This is a genomic window from Rhodococcus sp. CH91, from assembly GCF_022554085.1.
Lineage (GTDB): Bacteria > Actinomycetota > Actinomycetes > Mycobacteriales > Mycobacteriaceae > Rhodococcus.
Genome location: NZ_JAKFYR010000001.1, coordinates 726,142 through 751,658 on the forward strand (window position 1 = coordinate 726,142; position 25,517 = coordinate 751,658).

Here is a 25,517-nt window from a genome sequence, read left to right on the forward strand (position 1 = left end):
ACACCCTCGCCGGCACCCCGACCAGAGGTACTCGCATGGACACCTTTCTGACTTTCACGATCGTGGGGTTGGTGCTCGGATCGGTTTACGCGATCGCGGCATCGGGCCTCGTTCTCACCTACAACACGTCCGGCATCTTCAACTTCGCGCACGGCGCGCAGGCGATGCTCGGGGCGTTCGCCTACTGGCAACTGCGCTACGGCTGGGGTCTGCCCACCCCCGTGGCGTTGCTACTCGTACTGGGCGTCCTCGGTCCGATGATGGGCCTGCTGCTCTACGTCGTGATCATGCGCGGAATGCGTGACACCGCCGAGGTCACCAAGATCGTCGTCACGGTGTCGATCCTGCTCGGCATGCTCTCGGTCTCGCACTGGTTCTGGCATCCCGAGACCGCACGCACGATGTCGATGTTCTTCGGCGACCAGGCGAAGATCGAGGTGTTCGGCGTCGCCATCCGCTACCACGAACTGATCTGCATCGCCGCCGCCGTCCTCATCGCCGTGGGACTGCGCGTCATGTTCGTCCGGACACGTGCCGGTGTCGCGATGCGCGGCGTCGTCGACGATCCGGACCTGCTGCGCCTGAACGGGCACGATCCCGACCGGCTCGCGGCGCTGTCCTGGATGATGGGTTCGACCCTCGCTGTGCTCGCGGGTGTGCTGGTCACACCGATCAACGGCGGCACCCTCGAGGCGAACATGCTGACCCTGCTCGTGATCGACGCCTTCGCGGCGGCGATGTTCGGGCGGCTGCGCAGCATTCCGCGGACCTTCGCCGGGGCGCTGTTCCTGGGCCTGGCAGCGACCTATGTGCTCGCCTACTTCCCGACCGCGTGGACGTGGACCTCGAACCTGCGCGTGTCCCTGCCGATGATCGCGTTGTTCGTGGTCCTCATCGTGCTGCCGCAGGACCGGCTGCGCGGCGCCGTCACCCGCACCCGGGAGCGGTACCACGTGCCGTCGGTGCGTAAGGCCGTCGCGTGGGCAGTGGCGCTGGTCGTCATCGTCTATGCCGTCCGGCTGCTGATGGTGACGTCGGCGATCACGACCCTGACGATCGGGATGACCTTCGCGATCATCGCGCTGTCGCTGACCCTGCTCACCGGTTACGCGGGGGAGATGAACCTGGCGCCGGTCTCGTTCGGTGCCATCGCGACCATCGTGGCGTTCCATTTCGGTATCTCCGGAACCGGGCTGGCCGCCCACCTGAACCTGTGGGGCGTGGCGCTCGGTGTCGCGGTCACCGCGGTGATCGGCGGGCTCATCGCACTGCCGGCGCTGAGGCTGCGCGGTCTCTATCTCGCCCTGGCCACCATGGCGTTCGGAGTGTTCCTGTCGAACATGGTGCTGCGCGATACCACCCGGCACGAAGTGTTCGGGGTCGAGTTCTCGCTGTTCACCGACGGCAACATCGCGATCCCACCGTTGAAGGTCGGGCCGCTGGACCTGCGGAACGAGACGACCTTCCTCATGACGGTGACGGTGCTCTTCGCCGTACTCGGGGTGGGTGTCATCGCTCTGCGCAACAGCGGTTACGGGCGCAGGCTCGCGGCGATGAAGGACAGTCCTGCGGCCGCCGCGATGCTCGGCCAGAGCCTCGTGCGTCTCAAACTCGGGGTCTTCACGTTGTCGGCGGGCATCGCAGGGCTGGGTGGACTGCTCATGTCGAGCGCGATGGGGTCGGTCTCGAGCGACAGTTTCTCGATCATGGTGAGTCTGTCGCTGCTGATGCTCACGGTCGTGGCCGGCATCGGATATGTCTCCGGAGCGCTGTTCGGCGGCCTGATGTCGGGGATCGGCTTCGCCGTCATCATGGTGTCGTTCTCCGATCTGGCTGCGGAGCAACCGGAACTGGCCGGCATGTGGACGTTGTTCGGGCACATCGCCGCGGTGAGTCCCGCTCTGATCGGCATCGGTGTCGCGGCCAACCCGAGCGGCAGCGTCCACCAGATGGTCGAGGGTTACCGCCACCTGAAGAACGCCCGGCCCGTGCTGGCCGGCGGCGCCGCGGTGGTGCTCGTGTCGTATCTGCTCGCGCTCGTCGGGGTACTCGACAACTGGTGGTTCGCGTCGATCACCATCGCCACGGTGTTCATGCTCCCGGTGATGGGGCAGTGGCTGATGCCCGAAGCGGTGCTCGGCGCGGAGGAAGCGCAGCGCCGCGCACCGTTGGTCCCCGAACGGATCGGACTCGACGAACCGTACAGCGCGCAGGCGCGGGACGAGATCGACCGTGAACTCGGCATCGACGACCGTCTCGTCGCACGTCCCACCGGATCGGAGAAGGAACTGATTCCCCATGGCTGACGCACCGATCCTGGAAACACGCGGCATCACAGTGCGATTCGGCGGACACGTCGCCGTCAAGGACGTGAGCATCGGAATCGAGCCGGGAACCGTCACGGGACTGATCGGCCCCAACGGGGCCGGCAAGACCACACTGTTCAACACGATCACCGGCCTGCAGCGGCCCACGGCCGGCGCGGTGTTCCTCGACGGTCGCGACGTCACGTCGTTACCGCCCTACAAGAGGGCCCGCATGGGCATGGCCCGCACCTTCCAGCGGCTCGAACTGTTCGTGTCGCTGTCCGTGCGGGACAACCTCCGGGTGGCCGGTGACATCCACAATGCGAACGGACGCACCAAGATCGATGTGGACGAGGAAACCGACCGGCTCCTCGAACTCACCGGACTGGCCGACATCGCGAGCACCGACGTCTCGGATGTGCCCACCGGCCGCGCCCGCGTCGTGGAGGTCGCCCGCGCGTTGATGACCTCGCCGCGGGTACTGCTGCTCGACGAACCCGCCTCCGGGCAGACGGAACAGGAAACGGAGGCGTTCGCCGCCCTGCTCCGCGAACTGGCCGATTCGGGTCTCGCGATCTGCCTCGTCGAGCACGACATTCCGCTCGTGATGAAGATCTGCTCCCGGATCCACGTGCTCGACTACGGCGCGGTGCTGGCCAGTGGCGTCCCGGACGAGATCAAGAACGATCCGGCAGTGATCAACGCCTACATCGGCACCGAGGAGGAAGCGGTATGAGCGTCGAACCGTTGCTCGAACTGTCCGGTGTCCGGGCCGGATACGGTGCGATCGAGGTGCTGCACGGTGTGGACCTCGTACTCGAACCGGGGGCGGTGGTCGCCCTGCTCGGACCCAACGGCGGTGGCAAGACGACGACCCTGCGGGTGTGTTCGGGAATCCATCCCGTGTCCTCGGGCGAGTTCCGGCTCGCAGGTCGCGTCGTCAACGGTGTGTCCGCAGTGGAACTCGCGCGTCTGGGCGTGTGCTCGATTCCCGAGGGGAGGGGCATCTTCCCCAACCTCACGGTCCGTGAGAACCTGTGGATCGGAACGGGAACCGGTGTTCCGCTCGCCGAACTCGAAGAGGTGGCCTACACCCGCTTCCCGGTTCTCGGCGAGCGCCGGTCGCAGCTGGCCGGTTCGATGTCCGGCGGCGAACAGCAGATGCTCGCGCTGTCGCGGGCGCTCGGGACCCACCCCACGGTGCTGCTGCTCGACGAGTTGTCGATGGGCCTGGCGCCCCGCATCGTGTCCCGGATCTACGACATCGTCGGCGAGCTCGCCGCCGAGGGGGTATCGATTCTCGTCGCCGAGCAGTTCGCCCGGGCAGTCCTTCCCATCGCCACCAGCGCCGCCCTGATGCTGCAGGGCCGGGTGGTGCGCACGGGTGATCCGGCCGAGATCGAAGAAGAACTTTCCACCACCTATCTAGGAGGACGACCATGACCGCACTCGTCGACGAGCGGCGTGAACAGTTCAAGAAGGATGTTGCAGCACTGGGTTTCGACACTCCCCGTTCGGATTCGGGTGGGAAAGCCAGGATCGCCGGACTGGTGTTGATGGTGATCGGTGCCGTGGCGGTCTTCGTCGTCTACATCGGCTCGCTGACGCTGTCCGACACCCGTGACCTGTTGTCCTACCAATTGCTCGCCCTGGGATTCGTGGCGATCACGCTGATCGGCGCGGCCGTCTATCTCGCCGCGGCGGTCACTCGTGTCCTGCGGCTGTGGCTGGTCCGGCAGTTGCTCGAGAGCAGCGCCCAGGCGGACAGGATCGAGCAGGCGCTCGTCCGGAAGGACTGACACCGACCCCACGGAAGCAGCCTGTGAGACGGCGACGACCCACCCCGAAAGGGATGGGCCGTCGCTGTTTTCGGATTCGGGCGGATCAGCTTCCGGCGGCCTCGAGCCCGGCGGTGATGTCCGCGAGGATGTCGTCGATGTGCTCGATGCCCACGGCGAGCCGGACCAGACCCGGGGTGACGCCCGCGGCGATCTGCTCTTCACCGGTGAGCTGCGAGTGAGTCGTCGAGGCGGGGTGGATGACCAGCGAGCGGACGTCACCGATGTTGGCGACGTGGCTGTGCAGGGTCAGTGCGTTGACGAACCGCTTGCCGGCGTCGATACCACCGGCGAGCTCGAACACCACGATCGCGCCGGCACCGCGGGGAGTGAGCTCCCGGGCGCGGTCGTACCACGGCGAGGACTTCAGGCCGGCATAGGCGACGGAGGAGACCTCGGGGCGCCCCTCGAGGAATTCCGCGACCTTCTGCGCGTTCTCCACGTGCCGCTCGATGCGCAGGCTCAGCGTCTCGAGTCCCTGCGAGATGAGGAAGGCGTTGAACGGGGAGACCGCCGCGCCCATGTCACGCAGCAACTGCACGCGGGCCTTGAGCGCGAAAGCGGGTGCGCCCAGGTCGGCGAAGACGACGCCGTGGTAGCTGGGGTCGGGGGTCGTGAAGCCCGGGTGGCGGCCCTGCGTCCAGTCGAACGTCCCACCGTCGACGATGACACCGGCGATCGCCGTACCGTGACCACCGAGGTACTTGGTGGCCGAGTGCACGACGATGTCGGCACCGTGCTCGAGCGGGCGCAGCAGGTAGGGAGTGGCGACCGTGTTGTCGACGATCAGCGGCAGCCCGTTCTCGTGGGCCACGCCGGAGATGCCGGGCAGATCGAGGACGTGGTTCTTGGGATTGGCGATCGTCTCGCCGAAGAACGCGCGGGTGTTGTCGCGGATCGCCTCGCGCCAGTGGTCGAGGTTGTCCGGATCCTCGACGAAGGTGACCTCGATGCCGAGCTTGGGCAACGTGTAGTGGAACAGGTTGTAGGTGCCGCCGTAGAGATAGGGGCTCGAGACGATGTGATCGCCCGCCTGCGCGAGATTGAGGATCGCGAAGGTCTCGGCGGCCTGCCCGGAGGCGAGCAGGAGTGCGGCGACGCCGCCCTCGAGGGATGCGATGCGCTGCTCCACCGCATCCTGGGTCGGGTTCATGATCCGGGTGTAGATGTTGCCCGGCTCGGCCAGCCCGAACAGCGCCGCGGCGTGATCGGTGCTGTCGAAGGTGTAGCTGGTGGTCTGGTAGATGGGCAGGGCCCGGGCCTTGGTGTCGCCGCCGGCGGGCTGGCCCACGTGGATCTGCTTGGTCTCGAAGCTCCAGTTCGCGCTGGGATCGATGGTCTCGGGGGTGGTGTCACTCATGACTCTGCTCCGGATTCGGGAGATGTTCGGATCGTCGACGTGCTGACCTTCGAGCCTCGCACACGACGGCACCTCGGCGGGGAGGTGTCGTGGGGGCATGAGCGGGTGCGGCGGTCAGCTGGCCGGGCACCCGCAGATACACGAAAAGTGCGCACGACGGCGCGGTCGCTGCGTCGACCACTCGTACGTCTTGCTCACGGTCCCGACAATATCCTGTCGGGACGATCCCGACCAGACTCGTAGGGATCTACCCTCGCCGGAGTCTCCGCCGCGAGGAACCTGCAGTCTGTGTGCACCTCTTCCGGTGGCGGCTGTGATACTGCTAACGTACTGGAACAGATTCCAGTTTCATGAGGCGCGCAGGGTCGTGGCCAGGACTTATGGAGGTGCAGTTGACCGCCGTCGACTCCTCGCTCGAGCCCGTCGGAACCTCGGCCAAACGAGAACTTCCCCCATCGATGGTCGACCGGATGACACTCATCCTGGAAGCCTTCGACAGTCGAGGCGCCCTCACCCTGGAAGAGGTGACCTGCCGCTCGGGGCTGCCGCGCTCGACCGTGCACCGCATCCTCGACCATCTCGTGCGCCGCGACTGGATCGAGCACGCCTCGTTCGGTTACTGCCTCGGCCCGCGTGCCCTCGGACTCGGGGGCAGCGACACCGGACACCGCCGCATCAGGGAGGCCGCCGCACCGCATCTGCACGATCTGGCGATGCAGACCGGAGCCGTGGTGCACCTGACGGTGCTCGAAGGCAACGAGGTGCTCTACCTCGACAAGGTCGGCGGACAGTTGGCCTCCAGCATTCCGTCTCGCGTCGGTGGACGGTTCCCGGCCTACGCGACCGCGGCCGGCAAGGCCATCCTGGCGTGGCTCGAACCCGAACGAATCGACGCCCTGTACGGCAAGCAGCTCGTGCCGTGCACCGAACGCACGATCCACGATCAGGTTGCGCTGCACCAGGAACTCAACCGCATCCGCAAGCGCCGCGGTGTCGCTTTCGAGCGCGAGGAAGCGGCACGGGGCATCGGATGCGTGGGCGTCGCGTTGCGGGGAGTGGACGGTCCGGTCGCGGCCCTGTCGCTCGCCGCGGACGCTCGGTCGACGCGTCTGGAATGGGTGGCCCCGATCGTCGCCGACACCGCCCGCAAGATCACGCGCGCCCTGTTCCCGGAGCACGAACGCGAGGATGCGCCGGCGCAGGCCGAGGAGAAGGTGGGCTGACGGCCCTTCCGTTGCGGCGGCAACCGCTGCAACGACGAACCGAGTGCGCGGTTCGTGTCGGGAATCCCGTGGGGAATCGACAGGAACTGCGCACTCGGTCGTTCGGCCGGAGCCGGATCAGAGCAGGTGGACCTTCTTGTAGAGGATCTTCGACGGTCCGCCGATGAGGCCGACGTTGTCGAGGAAGGTCATGAGCTTGGCGCCCGACTTCCGGACCCGGTCGTGATAGTGCTTGTTGCCCTTGGCCTCTCGCAGTGCCCGTTCGCGATCGAGGCCGGCATTGGCGTAGACGTCCGGGTGGATCATGCTCTTGACGACGAAGAACACCACGAGGGCGGTGTTGAAGCGCTCGAACGCGAGACGTGCGCGGCTCGCCCCGGCGAGTCGGCGTGCGACCTCCTCGCGAGCGAACCGGATGTGACGCGCCTCCTCGAGGACGTGGATCTTCGACACCGAGCGGGTGACGGGCTGGACCCGCTCGTCGCGCATGAAGTCGCGCTGCATCATGTCGAGGATCTCCTCGGCGGCCATGACGGCGGCATAGGCGTTGGCGCCCTTGAAGAAGTGGCCCCACAGACGCCCGAGCTGATGAATGTAGCGGGGCGGTCCGTAACCCGGCATGTTCAGTCGCTCGCCGGCGCGCGCGAACATCACCGAGTGGCGGCATTCGTCGGCGACCTCGGTGAGGGCGAACTGCACGTGGCGTGAGTGCTTGTCGCGGTCGTAGACGTCGCGCAGGAGCATCTGCATGAGCAGGATCTCGAACCACAGGCCGACGCTCGAGACGCTCGCGGCCTCGTGCTTGGTCAGTTCGATGCGCTGGTCGTCGGTGAGCTCGTCCCACAGCGCGGTGCCGTAGAGCGTGCTCCATTCGGGTGTCATCCCGAACTTGTCGTCGGGGACGGGGGCTTCCCAATCGACCTCGACGACCGGGTCGTACGACTTGCGAGCGGACGAGGCAAGCAGTCGCCCGGCGGTTTCCTCGCGATCGGACAGTGCGACGCCGGGTACGAACCCCTTGCTGGTCTCGCGGGTGAGCGATGCGGTCATGTCTCCACCTTTTTAGTGTGACGACTGGTAACTGTTAATCAGGTTAGCGTGACAGCGCGCACAACACAATGCCCGCGACACGTGTCGCGGGCATCGGGATCGAACGAGGGGAGCGGCGGCTACCGGCGTCCGGGTGCCCAGAACGCCGAGATCACCGCACCGACCAGCAGAATCGCGGCGACGGTCCACGACGCCTGCTGCAGCCCGTCCAGAAAGGCGTTCTGCGCGAGCTCGGCGAGTTGCTCGCCCTGCGGGCCGGCCTGCTCCGCGACCTGTATCGCGGCCGCGAGCGAATCCTGCACGGCGCTCCGGGCCGGTTCGGGGAGCATGGGGGTCACCGGATCGACGCCGTGGCTGTAGGCCGCGGCGAGGACGCTGCCCGTGATCGCGACCCCGATCGCCGCCCCGATCTCGCGGGTCGCGTCGTTGACGGCCGAGGCCACACCGAGTTGATCCTCGGGAGTGTTCGTCACGATCGCGTGCGTCGCAGGAGCCGTACAGATGCCCACTCCGACGCCGGCGACCGTCAGCGTGCACGCCACTTCGAGATAGGAGGCCTCGGCGTCGAGCAGACCCATGAGAATCAGGGCGATACCGATCAGCGCCAGGCCCGCGCTCAGCAGAACGCGGATGCCCACCCGATTCAACAGTGCCGGCACGGCGACGGACAGGGCCATGACCACGAGGAAGATCGGTGTCAGCGCCAACGAGGCGCGCAGGGGCGAATAGCCGAGTACCAACTGCAGATACTGCACGATGAGGAAGAAGAGGCCGAAACCCGCCAGATACTGGAAGGCGAGTCCGGCCGCGCCCGCCCCGAACGCCCGGCCGGTGAACAGGCGGACGTCGAGCAAGGGCGCCCTCGACCGGAGTTCGGCGGCGACGAATCCGGCTGCGGCCGCCAGCCCCGCGACGACCGCGCCGAGGGTCACCGCGTCCGCCCAGCCACGGTGTGGACCCTCCATCACACCGAACACGAACAGGCCGACGGCGAGGACGACGAGAACGGCTCCACCGAAATCGAACGGCAACGGCCGCGCCGATCGCGACGATCCGATGGTGAGCGACACCGCGACCAGCAGAATCGCGATGGCGGCGGAGCCACCGAAGATCACCCGCCACGACGCGTACTCGAGGACGAGTCCGGACAGGATCATCCCGAGCACGGCACCCGACCCGGCCACCCCCGCCCAGATACCGATGACGCGCGCCCGGTGCGCCTCGGTGAAACCCGCAGTGATCAGGGACAATGTCGAGGGCATGACGAGCGCCGCGCCCACACCCGCGACGGCTCGCGACCCGATGATCCACAGTGGTTCGTCGGCGAACAGCGGCAGCAGGGAACCGGCTGCGAAGATGATCAGCCCGACGATCATGACGCCGCGGCGGCCGATCCGGTCGCCCAGCGCACCGGCCGGGAGGAGCAGTGCTGCCAGCGCCAGGGTGTAGCCGTCGACGATCCACGTCAGCTGGGCCTGCGTCGCGCCGGTCTCGACCGCGATGTCCGGCAACGCCGTGTTCAGTGACGCCATCGCGGCGATGACCACGGCCACCGCGGAACATGCGACGGCGAGCAGCCTGATCTGCGCGCGTGTCATGGGCGGTGGCGAGTCGGGGCTCGTGGCGGATGTGGCTGTGTCGGACACGGGAGCCTTCCGGAACGGAGAAAATGCCGGTAACCGAGAGCGAGACTGCCGGTATCGTAGCCGAATCATCGGTCTCACAACACGGTTCGCGCGCTGCCACCGTCGACGGAGTCGAGCACGTCGATCCCGGGTGCGGCGCGCCCGGTCAGAGACCCATGTCCTCGTCGCCGAGGCCCTCACCGTCGGCTCCGCTGTCGGCCGTCCTGTCCGCCCGAGGCCGCCGCAACACGTACAGGCGGGAATGGTGGAAATCCCGCAGCCGCAGGGTGCGCACCGTCTGGAAGCGGAACTCCTCGCAGTCTGCGAGCGCGTCGGCGAGGTTCTCGTCGACGAGGATCGTGCCCGGCCTCGCGGCGCCCGTGAGACGTGCCGCGATGTTGACGACCGAGCCGAACAGATCACCGAAGCGCGGCAGGGCCTGGCCCCACGCCAGGCCGATCCGCAGATCGGGATAGTCCTTCTGGGCCGCGAAGGAATCCTGCAGGTCGAGAGCGATGCGCGCGGCGTCGATCGGTCGTTCGGCCGCGAACATCACCTCGTCGCCTACCGTCTTGATGACCCACCCGTTGTGCCGGGCGATGACGTCGGAGACCTCCGATTCGAAATAGTCGAGCAGTTCGCTCAACGCCGCGGCGTCGATCTGTCGGGTCAGCCGCGTGTATCCGACCATGTCGGCGAAACCGACGACGAGTTCGTGGAGTTCCCCGGGATCCTGCGGCCGCGCCGCGGTCCGGCCGGTGGTGGCCACCAGATGCCGGCGCCACATGTGGCTCTGGAGACTCACCGTGAGTTCGGTCGTCCGCTCGATGATGTGATCGACGAGTGCCCGGATCTCCTCCTCCTTCGGCGGACCGGCCGACTCTTCGAAGGCGGCCGCGAGCCGCGTGAACACGTGGGTGTTGAGGAGGTTCAGCTGCCACTCGGTCAGCCGCGACATCGACTGTCCGATCGAGCGGGCCGCCGGTATCTCGAGACGTTCGTCGATCGCGCCGCTCGCGATGATCGCCGCCGCGGCTCGCAGGGCTTCGACGTCCCCGTCCGTGAACATCACGACGTCCGGATCGGGGTCGACGGTCAGACCGAGGGCCTGCCACAACCGCCGCACACGCGCAGGTTCGAGCCCGCACGACTCGGCCACCTCGTTGAGCGTGTAGCGGAGAGACCCGCCGAGCAGTGCGTTCTCCAGTTCTGACTGGATCACGGACAGCACGTCGGTTCCTGATGCGGGTGCCGGGTCGGACGGGGTCACACACTCATCCTTACCGTGCCCGCCCCACACATGCGCGGCAGGTCGCGCCGAGCACGTGTGCAGGCGTGTCGTACGAATGTGCGACAGTGGCCCCCGTCGAACCCCTGCCGACCTGTCGGCGAACCGAGAAAGGACGTCGCATGCCGCCCCGCAGACGCGCGGACCACCTGACGGAGGAACAACTCGGAGAGCTCGGTACCGCTCTCGCCGAGGGGCGCCGCGCGACCGTCTACCTCGTCGAAGGCATACCGAGTCTGGGGATCGACCCGGGAACGTCCGCGCGCGTGGTGTCGATCACCGGGAGCACCGTGACGGTGCGGCCGAAGGGTGTCGACGACGAGTTGCCCTTCGAAGCGGACGAATTGCGCGCGACGCGCGATCCTGCAGGAGCGAAGACCGTGCCCTCGAAGACCGCGCGCGGGCCCGCGAAGACCCCGCCGGTGAAGACTGCGCGCCAGGAGCCTTCGCCCCCGAAGGCTGTGCGCCCGGAGTCTTCGCCCCCGAAGGCCGTGCGCCCGGAGTCTTCGCCCCCGAAGGCCGCAACTCCGAAGACGCCTGCACCGAAGCCTGCTGCCCCCGCCCCCCGCGCCGAGGAGAAGACGCCCGTGAACCAGACCACCTCCCCTTCGTCCGATGCCTCCAGCCGGCCTTCGGCCGCGCCGGCGAAGCCGAAGGCCCCGGCCCGCAAGGCGAAGAAGGCTCCGTCCATCACCATCACCGTCACGATCGACCCCGAGAACGAGTGGACGGTCGGCGTCGCACACGGCACCCGCAAGGTCGGCAAGCCCACGCCGGTCGCCCCCGACGCCGTCGAACGGGCGGTGAAGGAACTCGGCGATCCGACGGCGAGCGAAGCCGTCGAATCGGTCATCGAGGAAGCACGCCGGGCGGCCGAGGAACGGGTCGCGCAACTCAGCCGCGAGCTCGAGGAGGCCCGGCTGGCTCTCGAGAGCTTGGGCGCAACCCGTAAATCCGGCGGAAACCTCTAGTACGCTCGGCTCGACGGCGGCCGGAAGCGGCAGTGCGGGAGGGGCACCATGTTCAAGAAACTCGTCGTAGCAATCGCAAGCGTGGTGGCGCTGGCCGGCGCGGGTTCGGGGGTGGCCGTCGCGGCCCCGCCTGTGACTCTCGGCGGTGGTTCGGGCATCACTCTGGGCGACGGCACTCAGGACATCTTCGACTGCACGCTCACCACGATCGGTAACGATTCGGCCGGTCGGCTCGTCGGTCTCACCGCGGCGCACTGCGGTGGTCCCGGTATGACGGTGAAGGCCGAATACGATCTCGGTGCCGGGCCGGTGGGGCAGGTCGTCTCGGCCAACCAGATGCTCGACTACGCCGTCATCGTGTTCGACAGGAGCAAGGTGGTTCCGGTCGAACGGGTCGGCAATGTGACCATCACGGACCTCGGTGCTCCGGCGGGATTCCCGAACGTCGCCTGCAAGGAAGGGCGCACGACGGGTAATACCTGCGGAGTGGTGTGGGGCGACGTGCTCGGTTCCCAGGAGACGTGGACCCAGGTCTGTGTCGTCGAAGGCGACTCGGGTGCGCCGCTGGTGGTGGGCACGACACTCGTCGCGATGGTCAACGCCTACCTGCTCGCGCCGTGCGTCGGGCCGGAGGTCGGAACGAATATCGACGTGATCATGGCCGACATCGATGCCCGTGGCGGGGCGGGCGCCGGCTTCCGCCCGATCTAGCGGCCCCGCCCGATCCTGCGACGACACGGCGGCGAGAGAGGTCACCCGTTCCTCACCCGCACACCGCGCCGTTCGATGCGGAACCGACCAGCTTCGTGTACTTCGCCAGCACACCGCGGGTGTAGCGCGGCGGTAGTGGCTCCCATCCCTGCTGCCGCGCCGCCATCTCCTCGTCGTCGACCAGCACGTCGAGCAGACCCTCCGAGACGTCGAGCCGGATCCGGTCGCCGTCGCGCACGAACGCGATGGGGCCGCCGTCGACGGCTTCCGGGGCCACGTGCCCCACACACAGTCCGGTGGTGCCACCGGAGAACCGGCCGTCGGTGAGCAGCAGGACGTCCTTGCCGAGGCCGGCCCCTTTGATGGCACCGGTGATGGCGAGCATCTCGCGCATGCCCGGGCCGCCCTTGGGGCCCTCGTAGCGGATGACCACCACATCGCCCGGGGCGATCGTGCCGTCCTCGAGTGCATCCATCGCGGCCCGTTCACGTTCGAAGACTCGCGCGGTGCCCTCGAAGACAGACTCGTCGAAGCCCGCCGACTTCACGACCGCCCCGCCGGGAGCGAGGCTGCCCCGCAGGATCGTGATGCCCCCGGTCGGATGGATGGGATCGCTCAGGGCGCGCAGCACCTTGCCGTCGGGATCCGGGGGTGCGATGCCGGCCAGGTTCTCCGCCACGGTGCTGCCGGTGACGGTGAGGCAGTCGCCGTGCAGCAGACCCGCGTCGAGCAGCGCTTTCATGATGACGGGCACCCCGCCGATGTGGTCGACGTCCTTCATCACGTGCCTGCCGAACGGCTTGACGTCGGCGAGATGCGGGACGCGCGCGCCCACCCGCACGAAGTCGTCGAGCGTCAGATCCACCCGGGCCTCGTGGGCGATGGCGAGCAGATGAAGCACGGCATTCGTGGATCCACCGAACGCCATGACCACCGCGATGGCATTCTCGAACGCTTCCTTCGTCAGGATGTCCGACGCCGTGATGCCGCGGCGCAACAACTCGACCACGGCCTGTCCGCTGCGACGGGCGAAACCGTCGCGACGGCGGTCGGTCGCGGGAGGAGAGGCGCTTCCCGGCAGCGACATGCCGAGCGCTTCGGCGGCGGCGGCCATCGTGTTCGCGGTGTACATGCCGCCGCAGGCGCCTTCTCCGGGGCAGATGGCGCGTTCGATCGCATCGAGATCGCTTCGGGGCATCAGGCCCCGCGCGCACGCGCCGACTGCTTCGAAGGCGTCGATGATCGTCACGTCGCGTTCGGTGCCGTCCGACAGTTTCGCGACGCCGGGAAGGATGGAACCGGCGTACAGGAACACCGACGCCAGGTCGAGCCGTGCCGCGGCCATGAGCATCCCGGGCAGGGACTTGTCGCATCCCGCGAGAAGTACCGAACCGTCGAGACGCTCGGCCTGCATCACAGTCTCGACACTGTCGGCGATGACCTCACGGGACACGAGTGAGAAATGCATGCCTTCGTGCCCCATCGAGATCCCGTCCGATACGGAGATGGTGCCGAATTCGAGCGGATAACCTCCCGCGGCGTGCACACCCTCCTTGACCGCTCTCGCGAGCCGGTCCAGCGGAAGATTGCACGGGGTGATCTCGTTCCACGACGAGGCCACCCCGATCTGCGGCTTCTCCCAGTCGTCGTCGCCCATCCCCACCGCGCGCAGCATTCCGCGGGAGGCGGCCTTCTCCATGCCGTCGGTGACGTCGCGGCTGCGGGGTTTGATGTCGGGGCGCTCGTCGGATCGGTCCGTCACGACGTCTTCCGGGGGTCGCGTCCGGTCAGCGCGAGGAGCCGGTCCTGAGGAGAGGCGTCGTCGGGTACCGGGACGGGATCGGCGAACAGGCCGCTCGACGCGAGCATGTCGCGCTGCGGTTCGAGTTCGGCGAGCACGGCGTCGACGAGGTCGCCGTCGAGGGTCTCGTCGGCGCCGACCGCCCGTGCCAGATCCCAGGTGTGCACGGCGATGTCCGCGACCTGCTGTTTGAGGTACTCGATGCACGGCACCTCACCGTAGGACAAGTGGACCTCCTGTGCGGGTGAGGCCATCGCCCATGCGGCGGTCGCCTGCTCGGCGAACCGCGCCCATTCCGCCGCGAGGTCGTCTCCGATCGGTTCGAGCGCGGCCTTCGCGTCGTCGAGGGAGCGGCCGGACAGCAGCGGTTGTATCCAGCGCTGCTCGTCGACCATGTGCCACACCAGATCGGTGACGTCCCATTCGGTGTCGGGGGTGGGCGCGTGCCAGTCGCGGATCTGCGCGACACGCTCGTCGAAGCCGTCGCGCGCGGTTCGTTGGAGGGAGAGCCAGTCGGTCGCCATGGGCTTCAGCGTATGTTGCGCGATGCTCCGATCACGGCGATTTCAACTCCTGCGGTCACCTCCGGCATGCGGGACGATGGGTGGCCGCACCGCATCACCGTCGAGGAGAAGTACATGCCCGTTCCCGCCGTCGAACTCGCACCCGGTCTGGTCGTCAGTGCCCAGGGTTACGGAGCGATGTCCATCGCCCCTGCCTACGGCGAAGTGGACCTCGAGGAGGCACTCGCGACCCTGCACCACGCCGTGGACCTGGGCATCACCTTCATCGACACTGCCGATGTCTACGGCGAGGGCACCAGCGAGCGGATCGTCGGCACGCTGCTCGCCGAGCGGCGGGACGAGGTGCAGCTGGCGACGAAGTTCGGTCTCGTCGGCGCTGTCGGGGGCAAGGGCACCGCCAACCGCCGCACCGACGGGCATCCCGACTATGCGAAGCAGGCCCTCGAGAAGTCGCTCGCCCGCCTCGGTGTGGATCATGTGGATCTGTACTACCTGCACCGGGTCGATCCGGAAGTGTCCGTCGAGGACACGGTGGGGGCGCTCGCGGAGCTCGTGCAGGCCGGCAAGGTACGGCACATCGGACTGTCGGAGGCCACCGGAGACGAACTGCGCCGCGCGCACGCCGTGCATCCGATCGCGGCGATCCAGTCGGAATGGAGCATCGTCTCGCGGGACGTCGAGCGGAACGTGGTGCCGACCGCTGCGGAACTCGGCATCGGCTTCGTGCCGTACTCGCCGGTGAGCCGTGGTCTGCTCACCGACGCCTTCGATCCCGGGCGGATCGGGGAGAACGACCTGCGCAGGCGGTTCCCCCGTTTCGGCGCGGACACCCTGCCGACGAACCTCGACGTGCGGGAGGAAGCGCGGCTGATCGCGCAGGAAGCGGACGCGACGACTGCGCAGGTCGCGCTCGCATGGCTGGATGCGAAGGGCCGCGAGTTCGGTCTGCCCTCGGTGTCCATCCCCGGCACGCGGTACGCGAGCCGTGTCACCGAGAACGCCGGTGCGCTCGACGTCGTCCTCACGGACGAGCAGCTCGCGCGGTTGGACCGTCTTGCGGACAAGGTCGCCGGTCCTCGCGCAGCCGACCCGACGTGGGTGTCACTCGGACGCGAGTGACACCGATTGATTAGCCAGGTAAAAGACCTCGGAGTATCGTCTCCTCCCCATGAGGGCATGGCTGGTCTGGGGTGTCGGAGTATTCGCCTACATCGTCGCCGTCCTCCACCGGACGGCGTTCGGTGTGTCCGGACTGGCCGCGACCGAACGATTCGACATCTCCCCGTCGGTCCTCTCCGGATTCGTCGTCCTCCAGCTCGTCGTCTACGCGGGGATGCAGATTCCGGCCGGCGTTCTGCTGGACCGGTTCGGCTCACGTCGGATGATCGCTCTCGGCGCGGTAGTCCTCGCGATCGGTCAGGCGCTGCTCGCGACCACCGAATCACTGCCGGTCGCGTACCTCGCGCGCGTGCTGGTCGGAACCGGTGACGCTCTCACCTTCATCTCGGTGCTCCGGCTCGTGCCCGTCTGGTTCGCGCCGCGCCGGGTGCCCGTCGTGTCTCAGCTGACGGGCATCTTCGGTCAGCTCGGTCAGGTGCTGTCCGCGGTGCCGTTCGTCCTGCTGCTCACGGGTGCGGGCTGGACGGCCGCATACGGCAGCGCCGCGGCGCTGGGGCTGCTCGCGTGCGTTCTCGTGTTCGCGGTCGTGCGCGACACCCCGCCGGGCGAGGCGCGGGAGGCCACTGCGACGGGGTTCCGGGAAGTGATCGGCGGTCTCGGCACGGTGTGGCGCCGCCCCGGCACCAAGCTCGGCTTCTTCACCCACATGGGGACGCAGTTCTCGGTCACCACCTTCGCCTTGATGTGGGGGGTGCCGTATCTGGTCTCCGCGCAAGGTCTCTCGCCCGCCGCAGCCGGCTCGATGCTGACCGTCTCCGTGGTCACGGCCATCTCGGCAGGACCGATTCTCGGTGTCCTCTCGGGGCGCTTTCCGCTCAGGCGATCGTGGCTCGTGCTGACGATCATCCTGGGCAGCGCCGTGACATGGTCGGTGGTGCTCGCTCTGCCCGGCCCCGCGCCGATCTGGCTGCTCGTGGCGCTGGTGATCGTCATCTCGGTGGGTGGCCCGGGGTCGATGATCGGCTTCGACTACGCCCGCACCTTCAACCCCGGGACCGCTCTCGGAACAGCCAACGGCATCGTGAACATCGGCGGTTTCCTCGCCACGCTCCTCGTCGTGCAGACGATGGGGATCGTGCTCGATCGGCTCGGTGGCTACACCTTCGACGCGTTCCGGGTCGCATGGTTCGCGCAGTACCCGATCTGGGTCATCGCATTCGCGGGGATACTCGTGACCCGGAGCCGTGCCCGTCGCGACGCGGGAGTCGAAGCACGATCGCTGCGCGCGGTCGTGCTGGAGCGCTTCGGGCGCGAGGGGCGCTGACCACCGGACGGTATGGTGCTGCTTAACGAACGTTAAGGACTGTCGGTCGCCGAGTGGTCGGCAGTGAACCCGCGGAGGCGATGTGTCACAGGCAGGTACCGAGAACGATGTGCTGCTCGAGCGTCACGGTTCCATTGCCGTGATCCGACTGAATCGCTCCGAGCGTCTCAACGCGTTCACCGACGAGATCGGTGAACGGCTCATCGCTCTCTTCGACGAGACCGATGCGGACGACGACGTGCGGGCGGTCGTCCTCACCGGAACGGGGCGCGCCTTCTGTGCAGGCGCCGACCTCGCGGCCGGAGCCGAAACCTTCGTCCTCGGTGACGATCCCGGCTCCGGCACAACCCCACCGGACCTCGGGGGTCGCGTGACTCTGCGCATCTACCGATCGCTCAAGCCGGTGATCGCCGCGATCAACGGTCCGGCCGCCGGTGTGGGCGTCACCATGACTCTTCCTGCCGATATCCGGATAGCTTCGGAAACAGCGAAATTCGGCTTCGTGTTCACTCGTCGAGGTCTGGTGCCGGAGGCCTGCTCCACCTGGTTCCTTCCTCGCCTCGTGGGCATCTCGACCGCTGTGGAATGGACAGTCGGTGGACGCATGGTGCCCGTCGCGGAAGCAGCGGAACGCGGCCTCGTCCGTGAAGTTGTACCCGCCGAACGTATACAGGAACGAGCCCTCGAGATCGCCCGGGAACTCGTGTCCGGAACGGCGCCGGTCTCGGTGGCACTGACCCGCCGGTTGATGTGGCGGATGCTCGGTGCCCCGGACCCGGAGATCGCGCACCGCGCCGAATCGATCGGTATCCACGTGCGGGGAGTCTCCGGCGATGTCCGCGAAGGAGTGGAGTCCTTCCTCGAGAAGCGTGCACCGGCGTTTCCCGACCGGATCTCGGATGGTCTGCCCGATCTGTTCGGCTGATCGTGTACTGCGAACTCGCAGCTCGAGGATCCGGGAACCGGTTGTCTGCGCCGGGCTGGCAGACTCGAGTGCGAAGAGCATCGAGGAGGATCGAGTGACGACGACGGTGGGCGAACCCGAGCCGGGAGTGCCGGCACCGGACGTGCAGGCACCGCTGGTCGCGGTGGAACACCTGGCGCAGGATCTCCGGCGCGTCCTCATGGTCTACAAATTCGGCATCGACGAGATGATGACGAAGATCAACATCCTGCGCGAGGAGTTCACCTACGCTCGCGAATACAACCCGATCGAGCACGTCAAGTCGCGATTGAAGAGCCCCGAGTCGATCCTCGCCAAGGCGGAACGCAAGGGTGCGCCGGCCTCACTCGACGGCATCCGCGAAACCGTTCGTGACATCGCAGGCATCCGCATCACGTGCAGTTTCACGTCGGACGTGTACCGGATCATGGACATGATCACCGGCCAGCGCGATGTGAAGGTGATCGAGATCGAGGACTACATCGCCCGTCCGAAACCCAACGGATACAGCAGCCTGCACGTGATCGTGGAGATCCCGGTGTACATGTCCGACCGTGTCGAGCAGGTCTACGTCGAACTGCAGATCCGGACGGTCGCGATGGATTTCTGGGCGAGTCTCGAGCACAAGATCTACTACAAGCACGATCGGGTCGTTCCGGACGACCTGCGTGAGGAACTCCGATCGGCAGCGGAGACCGCACGTGATCTGGATGTGCGGATGGAGGCGCTGCACGACCGCGTCCACGGGGGCCGCACCCTCCGAACCATCCGGCCCTGAGTCCGGGTCGATGTTCACGGGCCAGTGGTCTGCTCCGTGGCCGATGCGTCGCTCTCGTCGGGCTTCGGACTCTCGCTCCCGTCGGATTCCGGATCTCCGCGCTCGCCGGATTCCGTGCTGCCGCTCTCACCCGTCCCGGCGATGCCCTCGATGACGATGCCGCCGCCGGAACCGACATCCACCCGGACGGTGTCGCCATGCGAAAGTTCACCGGCGAGAATCAGTTTCGAGATCCGGTTGTCGATTTCCCGTTGTACGGTGCGCCGGAGCGGACGAGCGCCGTATTCCGGTTCGTAACCCTCCTCGACGAGCCAGTCGACGGCCCGATCCGTCACGTCCAAGGAGAGCTCCTGGGCATGCAGCAAACGCCGGGTTCCGTCGAGGACGAGTCCGACGACCTCGCGCAATTGCGCCTTGTCGAGACGGTGGAAGATCACGGTCTCGTCGATACGGTTGAGGAATTCGGGACGGAAGTGCGAATGCAACCGCTCCATCAGTCTCGGCGTGAGGGATTCGAGGTCGTCACCGGTATGCGCGAGGATCAGATCGGATCCGATGTTGCTGGTGAGGATCACGATGGTGTTCTTGAAATCCACCGTTCGGCCCTGGGCGTCGGTGACACGGCCGTCGTCGAGCAACTGGAGCAGCACGTTGAACACGTCCGCATGCGCCTTCTCGACCTCGTCGAAGAGGATCACCGAATAGGGTTGTCGCCGAACCTTGTCCGTCAGCTGGCCGGCTTCTTCGTATCCGACGTAACCGGGCGGCGCCCCGACCAGGCGCGAGACCGTGTGCTTCTCCTGGAACTCGCTCATGTCGAAGCGGATCATCCGGCCTTCCTCGCCGAAGACGGCCGAAGCGAGAGCCTTCGCGAGTTCGGTCTTGCCGACACCGGTGGGACCGAGGAAGAGGAACGAGCCGATCGGCCGGGTCGGATCCGCGAGACCGGCGCGGGCCCTGCGGACGCCCTCGGCGACCGCGGAGACAGCCTTGTCCTGCCCGATCACCCGTGCGTGCAGAACGTCTTCGAGATCGAGCAGGCGACGGCGTTCTTCGGCGGTCAACTCGGACACGGGGATGCCCGTCTGACGCGAGATCACCTCGGCGATGTCCACCACCTCCACCTGAGGTGTGGACGTCGGTGAGCCGGACGTCGTGCGTTCCTGGAGTTCGGTGATCTGCTTCTTCAGTTCCGCCGCCTTGGCGAAATCTTCCGAGGCGACGGCGGAATCCTTCTCGCGTTCGAGGCGGGAGAGTTCCTCCTCCTGCGACCGGGTGTCCGGATCCGGTGTCTTGGTCCGGAGCCGGACACGGGCGCCCGCCTGGTCGACGAGATCGATGGCCTTGTCCGGCATGAAGCGGTCGGTGATGTACCGATCGGACAGTTCGGCCGCGGCTACGAGCGCTTCGTCGCTGTAGTGGACCTGATGGTGCTCCTCGTACACGTCGACCAGCCCGCGGAGGATCTCGATGGTGTCGTCCACGGAAGGTTCGGCCACCATGACGGGCTGGAATCGACGCTCGAGGGCTGCGTCCTTCTCGATGTGGCGACGGTATTCGTCGATGGTGGTCGCGCCGATCGCGTGCAGCTCGCCGCGCGCCAGCGCGGGCTTGAGGAGGTTGCCGGCGTCCATGGAACCTTCGCCACCGCTCCCTGCTCCCACGATCGTGTGCAGTTCGTCGATGAACAGGATCAACTCGTCCGAGTGTTCACGAACCTCGTCGAGGATCTTGGTCAGCCTCTCCTCGAACTCGCCCCGATACTTGCTGCCCGCCACGAGCGAACCCACATCGAGCGCGATCACTCGCCTGTCGGCCAGTGTGGAGGGCACATCCCCGTTGACGATGCGCTGGGCGAGACCTTCGACGATCGCCGTCTTGCCCACACCGGGATCGCCGATGAGAACCGGATTGTTCTTCCGGCGGCGGGAGAGGATCTCGACCGTCTGCGCGATCTCGTCGGTACGGCCGACGACGGGGTCGACATTGCCGGCGCGGGCCTCGGCGGTCAGATCCCGGCCGTAGTTGTCGAGTGTGGGAGTCGTGCTGGGTGTCGAGCTGCCGCGGCCGCCACCTTCGAGTTGGGCGCCGGCGAGGACGTGTGCAGCCGGATTCTCGCTGTTCGCGGCGATGCCGTAGAGAATGTGTTCGGGACCGATGTAGCTCGTTCCCGTCTGCCCGGCCTGCTGTTGCGCGGCGCGGAATGCCCGTTTCGCTGCAGGGCTCAACACCGCACGGCCGGTCTCCTCTTCGCCCTCACCCACCAGTGTCCGCATCTGCTCTCCGACCTCGTCGGGATCGAGGCCGAGACCGCTGATGATGCCGCGACCGGGATCGTCCAGAGTTGCGGCGTACAGGAGGTGTTCGGGAGTGAGTTCTGCGCTGCCCCACTCACGGGCAGCTCGCCCCGCCTTGTCGACGAGGCGCTTCGCGTCCTCGTTGAGCAGTCGCCCGAGGTCGACTCGCTGTACCTGGGGCTGACGGAGATTGCTCGACCCGAAGAACCGGTCGAAGATGTCGTCGAACGGGTCGCGGGAAAGCCAGCTGTCGGTCATGGTCTCCTCCGAGACGGAGAGGAAGTACTCCTTCGACACTCACCTACGGTCTGTCGTGCCGGGCCGCCGTGATAGGCGCTCCCGTCCGGTGATTCGGTGTCGGCTGCCGGTTCCGATCGTATACCGGCGCCGGTGGTCCCGGTGGCGGTTGCGGGAGTTCTGCCGTCGGAGCCGAGTCGTGTCGCGAACGGGGATTTCGCTGCTACGACGCGCGGGCCGGATCGACCCACATCTCCGTGTGGATCGTCTGCGCGCCCTCGCGAAGGGACGCAGGAGCATCGGCGCGAGTGGTCACCGCGAGCTGCGTCAGATAACGGTCCTGGTCGTGGTCGATCACGAGATGACGACTCCTCGCATCGAAGTCGACGCCACCGGCGCGATATTTTCCTCTGGTGATCACCGAGGGGTGGCCCCGGAAATTGCTTGTTTCACAATCGAGTTCGGACCATTCGGGCAATTCCTGTGTCGCTGCTGCCGCCGCTGCGAGCAATTCGCCGGTGGGGCGCCGGACGGACAGCCGGTTGTGGAGCAGTACTGCGATGGGAGTCCACCCGGCTTCGGTGTACTCGGGTGCGACGAGAACCGTGCGGGCTCGGGGAAACAGGTGTGCGGGAACGATCGTCCATCCTCTGGGCACCGGCAGCTCGACCGAGGGGCGGCCGGGCTCGCCCGCGTGGCAGGGAAGGAGCTCGACCCCATGGGTGTCGAGGTAGTCGCGGAGGCTCTTCCCGGTACTCGGCGTCATCGTGGTTCCCGATACTCGTGCGGCGCAGAAACGCTCGTGGAGGGGAGGCGGGCAGGGCGGGATGCGAACTCGCGCACGGCTCACCGACGGCCCGCCTCCCGGTCGCGTCGCGTGCCGTTCGGCCGAGTCGGGTGAATGTGCACAGTGCCGAAGGATCGATTTCCGACCGCACGACCGCCCCCGCGGAATCCCCTGTACTTCCGGGTCGGCACGATAGCAGAAGGAGCCCCTGTGGATCCGGAATCGGACCGCAGGGGCGCCTTCGAGCGTGCTGTCTACTTGTAGCTGTAGAAGCCCTCGCCGGTCTTACGACCCAGGCGGCCCGCATCGACCATGCGACGCAGAAGTGCCGGGGGAGCGTAGTGCGGCTCGGCGAACTCGTCGTACAGCGACTGGGCGGCGTTGAGGGTGATGTCGAGGCCGACCGTGTCGATGAGGGTCAACGGACCCATCGGATAGCCGCAACCGCCCTTCATCGCCGCGTCGATGTCCTCCTTGGTCGCATAACCCGATTCGAGCATGCGTACAGCGGAGCACAGGTACGGGATGAGCAGCGCGTTGACGATGAAGCCCGCGCGGTCGCCCGCCCGCACCGCCGTCTTGCCGAGCGTGTTCTTCGCGTAGTCGAAGACGGTGTCGGCGGTGGCCTCGTCGGTGGTGAGCGCCGAGATGATCTCCACGAGCGGCATCACCGGCACCGGGTTGAAGAAATGCACACCGACGACCTTGCCGGGCCGCTGCGTCGCCTGCGCCATCTTGATGACGGGAATCGACGACGTGTTGGTGGCGAGGATGCCCTCGGGCTTCACGATCTTGTCGAGTTCGGAGAAGATCTCGACCTTGAGGGACTCGATCTCGGGGGCGGCCTCGACGACGAGGTCGCGGTCGGCGAACTCGTTCAGGTCGAGGGTTACGCGGATCCGCGCGAGGACGGCGTCGGCGTCCTCCTGCGTGATCTTGCCGGATTTGACGCCGCGCCCGATCGACTTCGCGAGACGCTCGCGTGCCGCGGCCGCGAACTCATCGGTCGTCTCCTTGACGAGCACGTCACTACCGGCCTTCGCGCACACCTCGGCAATACCGGCACCCATGGTGCCGCCGCCGATCACGCCTACCTTTTCCACTGCCACTGCGGTAACTCCTGATCGCTGTGATGTTCCGGGGTCAACCTACGCGACCGGCGTCAGCGCAGCAGAGCCCGCGACATGACGACGCGCTGGATCTGGTTGGTGCCCTCGTAGATCTGGGTGATCTTCGCGTCGCGCATCATGCGTTCGACCGGGAAATCGGTGGTGTAACCGGCGCCACCGAACAGCTGCACGGCGTCGGTGGTGACCTCCATCGCGACGTCCGAGGCGAAGCACTTCGCGGCGGCGGAGATGAAACCGAGGTTGCCTTCACCGCGCTCGGCGCGGGCCGCGGAGGTGTACACCATCAGGCGAGCGGCCTCGACCTTCATCGCCATGTCGGCGAGCATGAACTGCACGCCCTGGTTGTCGGAGATCGGGCGGCCGAACTGCTTGCGATCCTTGACGTAGGCGATCGCCGCGTCGAGGGCGCCCTGGGCGAGGCCGACGGCCTGTGCGCCGATCGTCGGGCGGGTGTGGTCGAGGGTCGCGAGCGCGGTCTTGAAGCCGGTGCCGGGCTCGCCGACGATGCGGTCGCCGGGGATGCGGCAGTTCTCGAAGTACAGCTCGGCGGTGGGGGAGCCCTTGATGCCGAGCTTCTTCTCCTTCGGCCCGACGACGAAGCCCTCGTCGTCCTTGTGGACCATGAACGAGGAGATGCCGTTGGCGCCCTTCTCGGGATCGGTGACGGCCATGACGGTGTACCAGGTGGACTTGCCACCATTGGTGATCCAGCACTTGGAGCCGTTGAGGATCCAGTCGTCGCCGTCGGCCTTCGCGCGGGTGCGCATCGACGCGGCGTCGGAGCCGGCCTCACGCTCGGACAGCGCGTAGGACGCCATGGCCCCGTTCACGATGTCGGGCAGGACCTTGGACTTCAGTTCGTCGGAGCCGCGCAGGATCAGACCCATGGTGCCGAGCTTGTTCACGGCGGGGATCAGCGACGACGAGCCGCACACCCGCGCGACCTCCTCGATGACGATGCAGGCCGCGATGGAATCGGCGCCCTGGCCTCCGAACTGCTCGGGCACGTGGATGGCGTTGAAGCCGGACTTGTTGAGGGCGTCGAGTGCCTCCTGGGGGAAGCGGGAATCCTCGTCGACCTCCTTGGCGTAGGGCGCGATCTCCTTCTCGGAGAGGGCACGGATCGCCTCGCGCAGGGCTTCGTGCTCCTCGGAGAGCTGGAACAGATCGAAGTCGGGATTGAGGGCCATGGCGGCGGACTCCTTACGGCACGCGGTGCCAGAGTTGCGGGCGTAGCTCCCCTGAGCATACCGAGGGGAGGGTTCGCGACGTGATGGAATGTATCGATTCTAACCACGGCACTCAGTGCCAGGTCAACGGTGCTGACGCACGCCTTCGAGCTGGAGACGCACCTGCTCGGCGATCTCCGCCGGGGACAGATCGACCGGATAGGTCACCACCGCGACCGCCGGCTGGGGCGGCTGTGAGATCCGGCCGGTCGCGCCGTCGGCGGTCGGCAGGACCCCGAACGTGCGGCGCAACTCGAACAGTGCCTGGTCGAGGCGTTCGGCGGTGGCGGTGTCGTCACCGCGGATCATCGCGCGCAACAGGAAGTTGTGCGCGGCCGTCATCGCCGCCGCGAAGCTGACGATGCGCACCGGCTTCTCGGTCGGCACGGCGGCGCGGAGGAAGTCCGTGAACAATCTCTCGTAGCGATAGGTGGTGACGAGTTCACGGTCGCGCAAGGCCGGCACCCGCTGCACCACCCGATACCTCCATACCGCCAGCTCACGCCGGTCGCGGAAATGCCCGAACACGAGCTTCGCTCCCTCGCAGGCCGCAGCCCAGGGATCGTCGAAGTCCCGAGACAGGTAGTCGGACACCTGCTCGAGAAGCGACTCGTGATCGGCGAAGATCACATCCTCCTTCGAGCGGAACTGCCGGAAGAAGGTCCGCCGCGACACCCCCGCGGCTGCTGCGATCTGCTCGACCGTGGTCGATTCGTACCCGAACTCCGAGAACAACCGGATCGCCTGAGTGACGACATGCACCCGGAACTGGGCGGGGTCGGGTCCCGTCGGGTCGAGGCGACGCGTGCTGCCGGTACCGGAAGTCATGTCATGAGTATCCAATGCGGGTCGTCGGGGTCCGGCCGTCGGCGGGGGCCTACGCGGGTCCCGGCGTTATCTGTGATCGTCGCAATCCCGGGTGACCAGCAGGTCGCGAATCGCGGAACTCGCCCGACTCCGAGCACGAGGGAGGGCC

General features: G+C 67.1%; 22 protein-coding genes. 11 read left to right on the forward strand and 11 right to left on the reverse strand.

The genetic code is table 11. The annotated features are described in order from the left end of the window. Window positions 1-35: 35 nt before the first annotated feature. Genes MOM01_RS03440 through MOM01_RS03455 form a run of 4 tightly spaced genes read left to right on the forward strand, consistent with a single transcriptional unit; the run spans window position 36 to window position 4,105 of the window. A complete protein-coding gene (locus tag MOM01_RS03440; RefSeq protein ID WP_241383974.1) occupies window positions 36-2,306 on the forward strand; it encodes an ABC transporter permease in 2,271 nt (756 codons plus the stop codon). Then, window positions 2,299-3,042 carry an ABC transporter ATP-binding protein gene (locus MOM01_RS03445; RefSeq protein WP_241383975.1) on the forward strand — a complete coding sequence of 248 codons (744 nt, stop codon included), beginning with the start codon at window positions 2,299-2,301 and terminating at the stop codon, window positions 3,040-3,042. The genes MOM01_RS03440 and MOM01_RS03445 overlap by 8 nt, the downstream gene beginning before the upstream one ends. Beyond that, window positions 3,039-3,749, forward strand: a complete 711-nt coding sequence (locus MOM01_RS03450; protein ID WP_241383976.1) for an ABC transporter ATP-binding protein — start codon at window positions 3,039-3,041, stop codon at window positions 3,747-3,749. The genes MOM01_RS03445 and MOM01_RS03450 overlap by 4 nt, the downstream gene beginning before the upstream one ends. Further along, entirely contained in the window at window positions 3,746-4,105 is a 360-nt protein-coding gene (locus MOM01_RS03455) for a hypothetical protein (protein ID WP_241383977.1), read from the forward strand. Before MOM01_RS03450 ends, MOM01_RS03455 begins: the two co-directional genes overlap by 4 nt. An 85-nt stretch (window positions 4,106-4,190) precedes the next feature. Here MOM01_RS03455 and MOM01_RS03460 read toward each other — a convergent pair whose 3' ends face one another. Next, complete coding sequence (locus MOM01_RS03460; protein WP_241383978.1) at window positions 4,191-5,504, reverse strand: bifunctional o-acetylhomoserine/o-acetylserine sulfhydrylase; 1,314 nt, start codon at window positions 5,502-5,504, stop codon at window positions 4,191-4,193. 380 nt (window positions 5,505-5,884) lie between these two features. Between MOM01_RS03460 and MOM01_RS03465 the strand changes: the two genes are divergently transcribed. Further along, the gene (locus MOM01_RS03465) at window positions 5,885-6,727 is read left to right on the forward strand and encodes an IclR family transcriptional regulator (RefSeq protein ID WP_241383979.1); all 843 of its coding nucleotides are present in this window, start codon (window positions 5,885-5,887) and stop codon (window positions 6,725-6,727) included. Between the two features lie 117 nt (window positions 6,728-6,844). Here the strand turns inward: MOM01_RS03465 and MOM01_RS03470 are convergent, their stop codons facing one another. The 3 genes from MOM01_RS03470 to MOM01_RS03480 all read right to left on the reverse strand — a co-directional run bounded on the left by MOM01_RS03470 (window position 6,845) and on the right by MOM01_RS03480 (window position 10,672). Further along, the gene (locus tag MOM01_RS03470) at window positions 6,845-7,777 is read right to left on the reverse strand and encodes an AurF N-oxygenase family protein (protein WP_241383980.1); all 933 of its coding nucleotides are present in this window, start codon (window positions 7,775-7,777) and stop codon (window positions 6,845-6,847) included. 119 nt (window positions 7,778-7,896) lie between these two features. After that, the gene (locus MOM01_RS03475; protein WP_241383981.1) at window positions 7,897-9,375 is read right to left on the reverse strand and encodes an MFS transporter; all 1,479 of its coding nucleotides are present in this window, start codon (window positions 9,373-9,375) and stop codon (window positions 7,897-7,899) included. Between the two features lie 193 nt (window positions 9,376-9,568). Continuing rightward, complete coding sequence (locus MOM01_RS03480; protein WP_241383982.1) at window positions 9,569-10,672, reverse strand: adenylate/guanylate cyclase domain-containing protein; 1,104 nt, start codon at window positions 10,670-10,672, stop codon at window positions 9,569-9,571. 140 nt (window positions 10,673-10,812) lie between these two features. On the opposite strand from MOM01_RS03480, the gene MOM01_RS03485 reads away from it, so the two are divergent. Both MOM01_RS03485 and MOM01_RS03490 read left to right on the forward strand, forming a co-directional pair. Then, window positions 10,813-11,661: a DUF6319 family protein gene (locus MOM01_RS03485; protein ID WP_241383983.1), complete on the forward strand. Its 849-nt coding sequence runs from the start codon at window positions 10,813-10,815 to the stop codon at window positions 11,659-11,661. Between the two features lie 48 nt (window positions 11,662-11,709). Continuing rightward, window positions 11,710-12,372, forward strand: coding sequence for a S1 family peptidase (locus MOM01_RS03490; protein ID WP_241383984.1), 663 nt, complete (start codon window positions 11,710-11,712; stop codon window positions 12,370-12,372). 52 nt (window positions 12,373-12,424) lie between these two features. On the opposite strand, the gene ilvD is transcribed toward MOM01_RS03490, so the two are convergent. Continuing rightward, on the reverse strand, window positions 12,425-14,134 hold the full coding sequence (gene ilvD / locus MOM01_RS03495) for a dihydroxy-acid dehydratase (protein WP_308196956.1): 1,710 nt from the start codon (window positions 14,132-14,134) through the stop codon (window positions 12,425-12,427). Next, entirely contained in the window at window positions 14,131-14,697 is a 567-nt protein-coding gene (locus tag MOM01_RS03500; protein WP_241383985.1) for a TIGR03086 family metal-binding protein, read from the reverse strand. The genes ilvD and MOM01_RS03500 overlap by 4 nt, the downstream gene beginning before the upstream one ends. A 114-nt stretch (window positions 14,698-14,811) precedes the next feature. On the opposite strand from MOM01_RS03500, the gene MOM01_RS03505 reads away from it, so the two are divergent. The 4 genes from MOM01_RS03505 (at window position 14,812) to MOM01_RS03520 (ending at window position 18,861) form a co-directional block, all read left to right on the forward strand. Further along, window positions 14,812-15,816, forward strand: coding sequence for an aldo/keto reductase (locus tag MOM01_RS03505; RefSeq protein ID WP_241384049.1), 1,005 nt, complete (start codon window positions 14,812-14,814; stop codon window positions 15,814-15,816). A gap of 49 nt (window positions 15,817-15,865) precedes the next feature. Then, window positions 15,866-17,140 carry an MFS transporter gene (locus MOM01_RS03510; RefSeq protein ID WP_241383986.1) on the forward strand — a complete coding sequence of 425 codons (1,275 nt, stop codon included), beginning with the start codon at window positions 15,866-15,868 and terminating at the stop codon, window positions 17,138-17,140. A gap of 82 nt (window positions 17,141-17,222) precedes the next feature. Then, a complete protein-coding gene (locus MOM01_RS03515; RefSeq protein ID WP_241383987.1) occupies window positions 17,223-18,065 on the forward strand; it encodes an enoyl-CoA hydratase-related protein in 843 nt (280 codons plus the stop codon). Between the two features lie 94 nt (window positions 18,066-18,159). Beyond that, the gene (locus tag MOM01_RS03520) at window positions 18,160-18,861 is read left to right on the forward strand and encodes a GTP pyrophosphokinase (RefSeq protein ID WP_308196957.1); all 702 of its coding nucleotides are present in this window, start codon (window positions 18,160-18,162) and stop codon (window positions 18,859-18,861) included. Between the two features lie 14 nt (window positions 18,862-18,875). On the opposite strand, the gene MOM01_RS03525 is transcribed toward MOM01_RS03520, so the two are convergent. From MOM01_RS03525 to MOM01_RS03545, 5 genes are all read right to left on the reverse strand, one after another. Continuing rightward, window positions 18,876-21,416, reverse strand: a complete 2,541-nt coding sequence (locus MOM01_RS03525) for an ATP-dependent Clp protease ATP-binding subunit (protein ID WP_241384051.1) — start codon at window positions 21,414-21,416, stop codon at window positions 18,876-18,878. A 202-nt stretch (window positions 21,417-21,618) separates the two neighbouring features. Next, the gene (locus MOM01_RS03530; RefSeq protein ID WP_241383988.1) at window positions 21,619-22,161 is read right to left on the reverse strand and encodes an LpqN/LpqT family lipoprotein; all 543 of its coding nucleotides are present in this window, start codon (window positions 22,159-22,161) and stop codon (window positions 21,619-21,621) included. 275 nt (window positions 22,162-22,436) lie between these two features. After that, window positions 22,437-23,285: a 3-hydroxybutyryl-CoA dehydrogenase gene (locus MOM01_RS03535; RefSeq protein WP_241384052.1), complete on the reverse strand. Its 849-nt coding sequence runs from the start codon at window positions 23,283-23,285 to the stop codon at window positions 22,437-22,439. Between the two features lie 59 nt (window positions 23,286-23,344). Then, window positions 23,345-24,502, reverse strand: coding sequence for an acyl-CoA dehydrogenase (locus MOM01_RS03540; protein WP_241383989.1), 1,158 nt, complete (start codon window positions 24,500-24,502; stop codon window positions 23,345-23,347). A gap of 123 nt (window positions 24,503-24,625) precedes the next feature. After that, window positions 24,626-25,369, reverse strand: coding sequence for a TetR family transcriptional regulator (locus tag MOM01_RS03545; protein WP_241383990.1), 744 nt, complete (start codon window positions 25,367-25,369; stop codon window positions 24,626-24,628). Window positions 25,370-25,517: the final 148 nt, after the last annotated feature.

Bases quoted from the DNA above. Each gene is read 5' to 3' on its own strand.
- MOM01_RS03440 (WP_241383974.1), top strand. From the start codon at position 36: ATGGACACCTTTCTGACTTTCACGATCGTGGGGTTGGTGCTCGGATCG.
- MOM01_RS03445 (WP_241383975.1), top strand. From the start codon at position 2,299: ATGGCTGACGCACCGATCCTGGAAACACGCGGCATCACAGTGCGATTC.
- MOM01_RS03450 (WP_241383976.1), top strand. From the start codon at position 3,039: ATGAGCGTCGAACCGTTGCTCGAACTGTCCGGTGTCCGGGCCGGATAC.
- MOM01_RS03455 (WP_241383977.1), top strand. From the start codon at position 3,746: ATGACCGCACTCGTCGACGAGCGGCGTGAACAGTTCAAGAAGGATGTT.
- MOM01_RS03460 (WP_241383978.1), bottom strand. From the start codon at position 5,504: ATGAGTGACACCACCCCCGAGACCATCGATCCCAGCGCGAACTGGAGC.
- MOM01_RS03465 (WP_241383979.1), top strand. From the start codon at position 5,885: ATGGAGGTGCAGTTGACCGCCGTCGACTCCTCGCTCGAGCCCGTCGGA.
- MOM01_RS03470 (WP_241383980.1), bottom strand. From the start codon at position 7,777: ATGACCGCATCGCTCACCCGCGAGACCAGCAAGGGGTTCGTACCCGGC.
- MOM01_RS03475 (WP_241383981.1), bottom strand. From the start codon at position 9,375: ATGACACGCGCGCAGATCAGGCTGCTCGCCGTCGCATGTTCCGCGGTG.
- MOM01_RS03485 (WP_241383983.1), top strand. From the start codon at position 10,813: ATGCCGCCCCGCAGACGCGCGGACCACCTGACGGAGGAACAACTCGGA.
- MOM01_RS03490 (WP_241383984.1), top strand. From the start codon at position 11,710: ATGTTCAAGAAACTCGTCGTAGCAATCGCAAGCGTGGTGGCGCTGGCC.
- MOM01_RS03500 (WP_241383985.1), bottom strand. From the start codon at position 14,697: ATGGCGACCGACTGGCTCTCCCTCCAACGAACCGCGCGCGACGGCTTC.
- MOM01_RS03505 (WP_241384049.1), top strand. From the start codon at position 14,812: ATGCCCGTTCCCGCCGTCGAACTCGCACCCGGTCTGGTCGTCAGTGCC.
- MOM01_RS03510 (WP_241383986.1), top strand. From the start codon at position 15,866: ATGAGGGCATGGCTGGTCTGGGGTGTCGGAGTATTCGCCTACATCGTC.
- MOM01_RS03525 (WP_241384051.1), bottom strand. From the start codon at position 21,416: ATGACCGACAGCTGGCTTTCCCGCGACCCGTTCGACGACATCTTCGAC.
- MOM01_RS03530 (WP_241383988.1), bottom strand. From the start codon at position 22,161: ATGACGCCGAGTACCGGGAAGAGCCTCCGCGACTACCTCGACACCCAT.
- MOM01_RS03540 (WP_241383989.1), bottom strand. From the start codon at position 24,502: ATGGCCCTCAATCCCGACTTCGATCTGTTCCAGCTCTCCGAGGAGCAC.
- MOM01_RS03545 (WP_241383990.1), bottom strand. From the start codon at position 25,369: ATGACTTCCGGTACCGGCAGCACGCGTCGCCTCGACCCGACGGGACCC.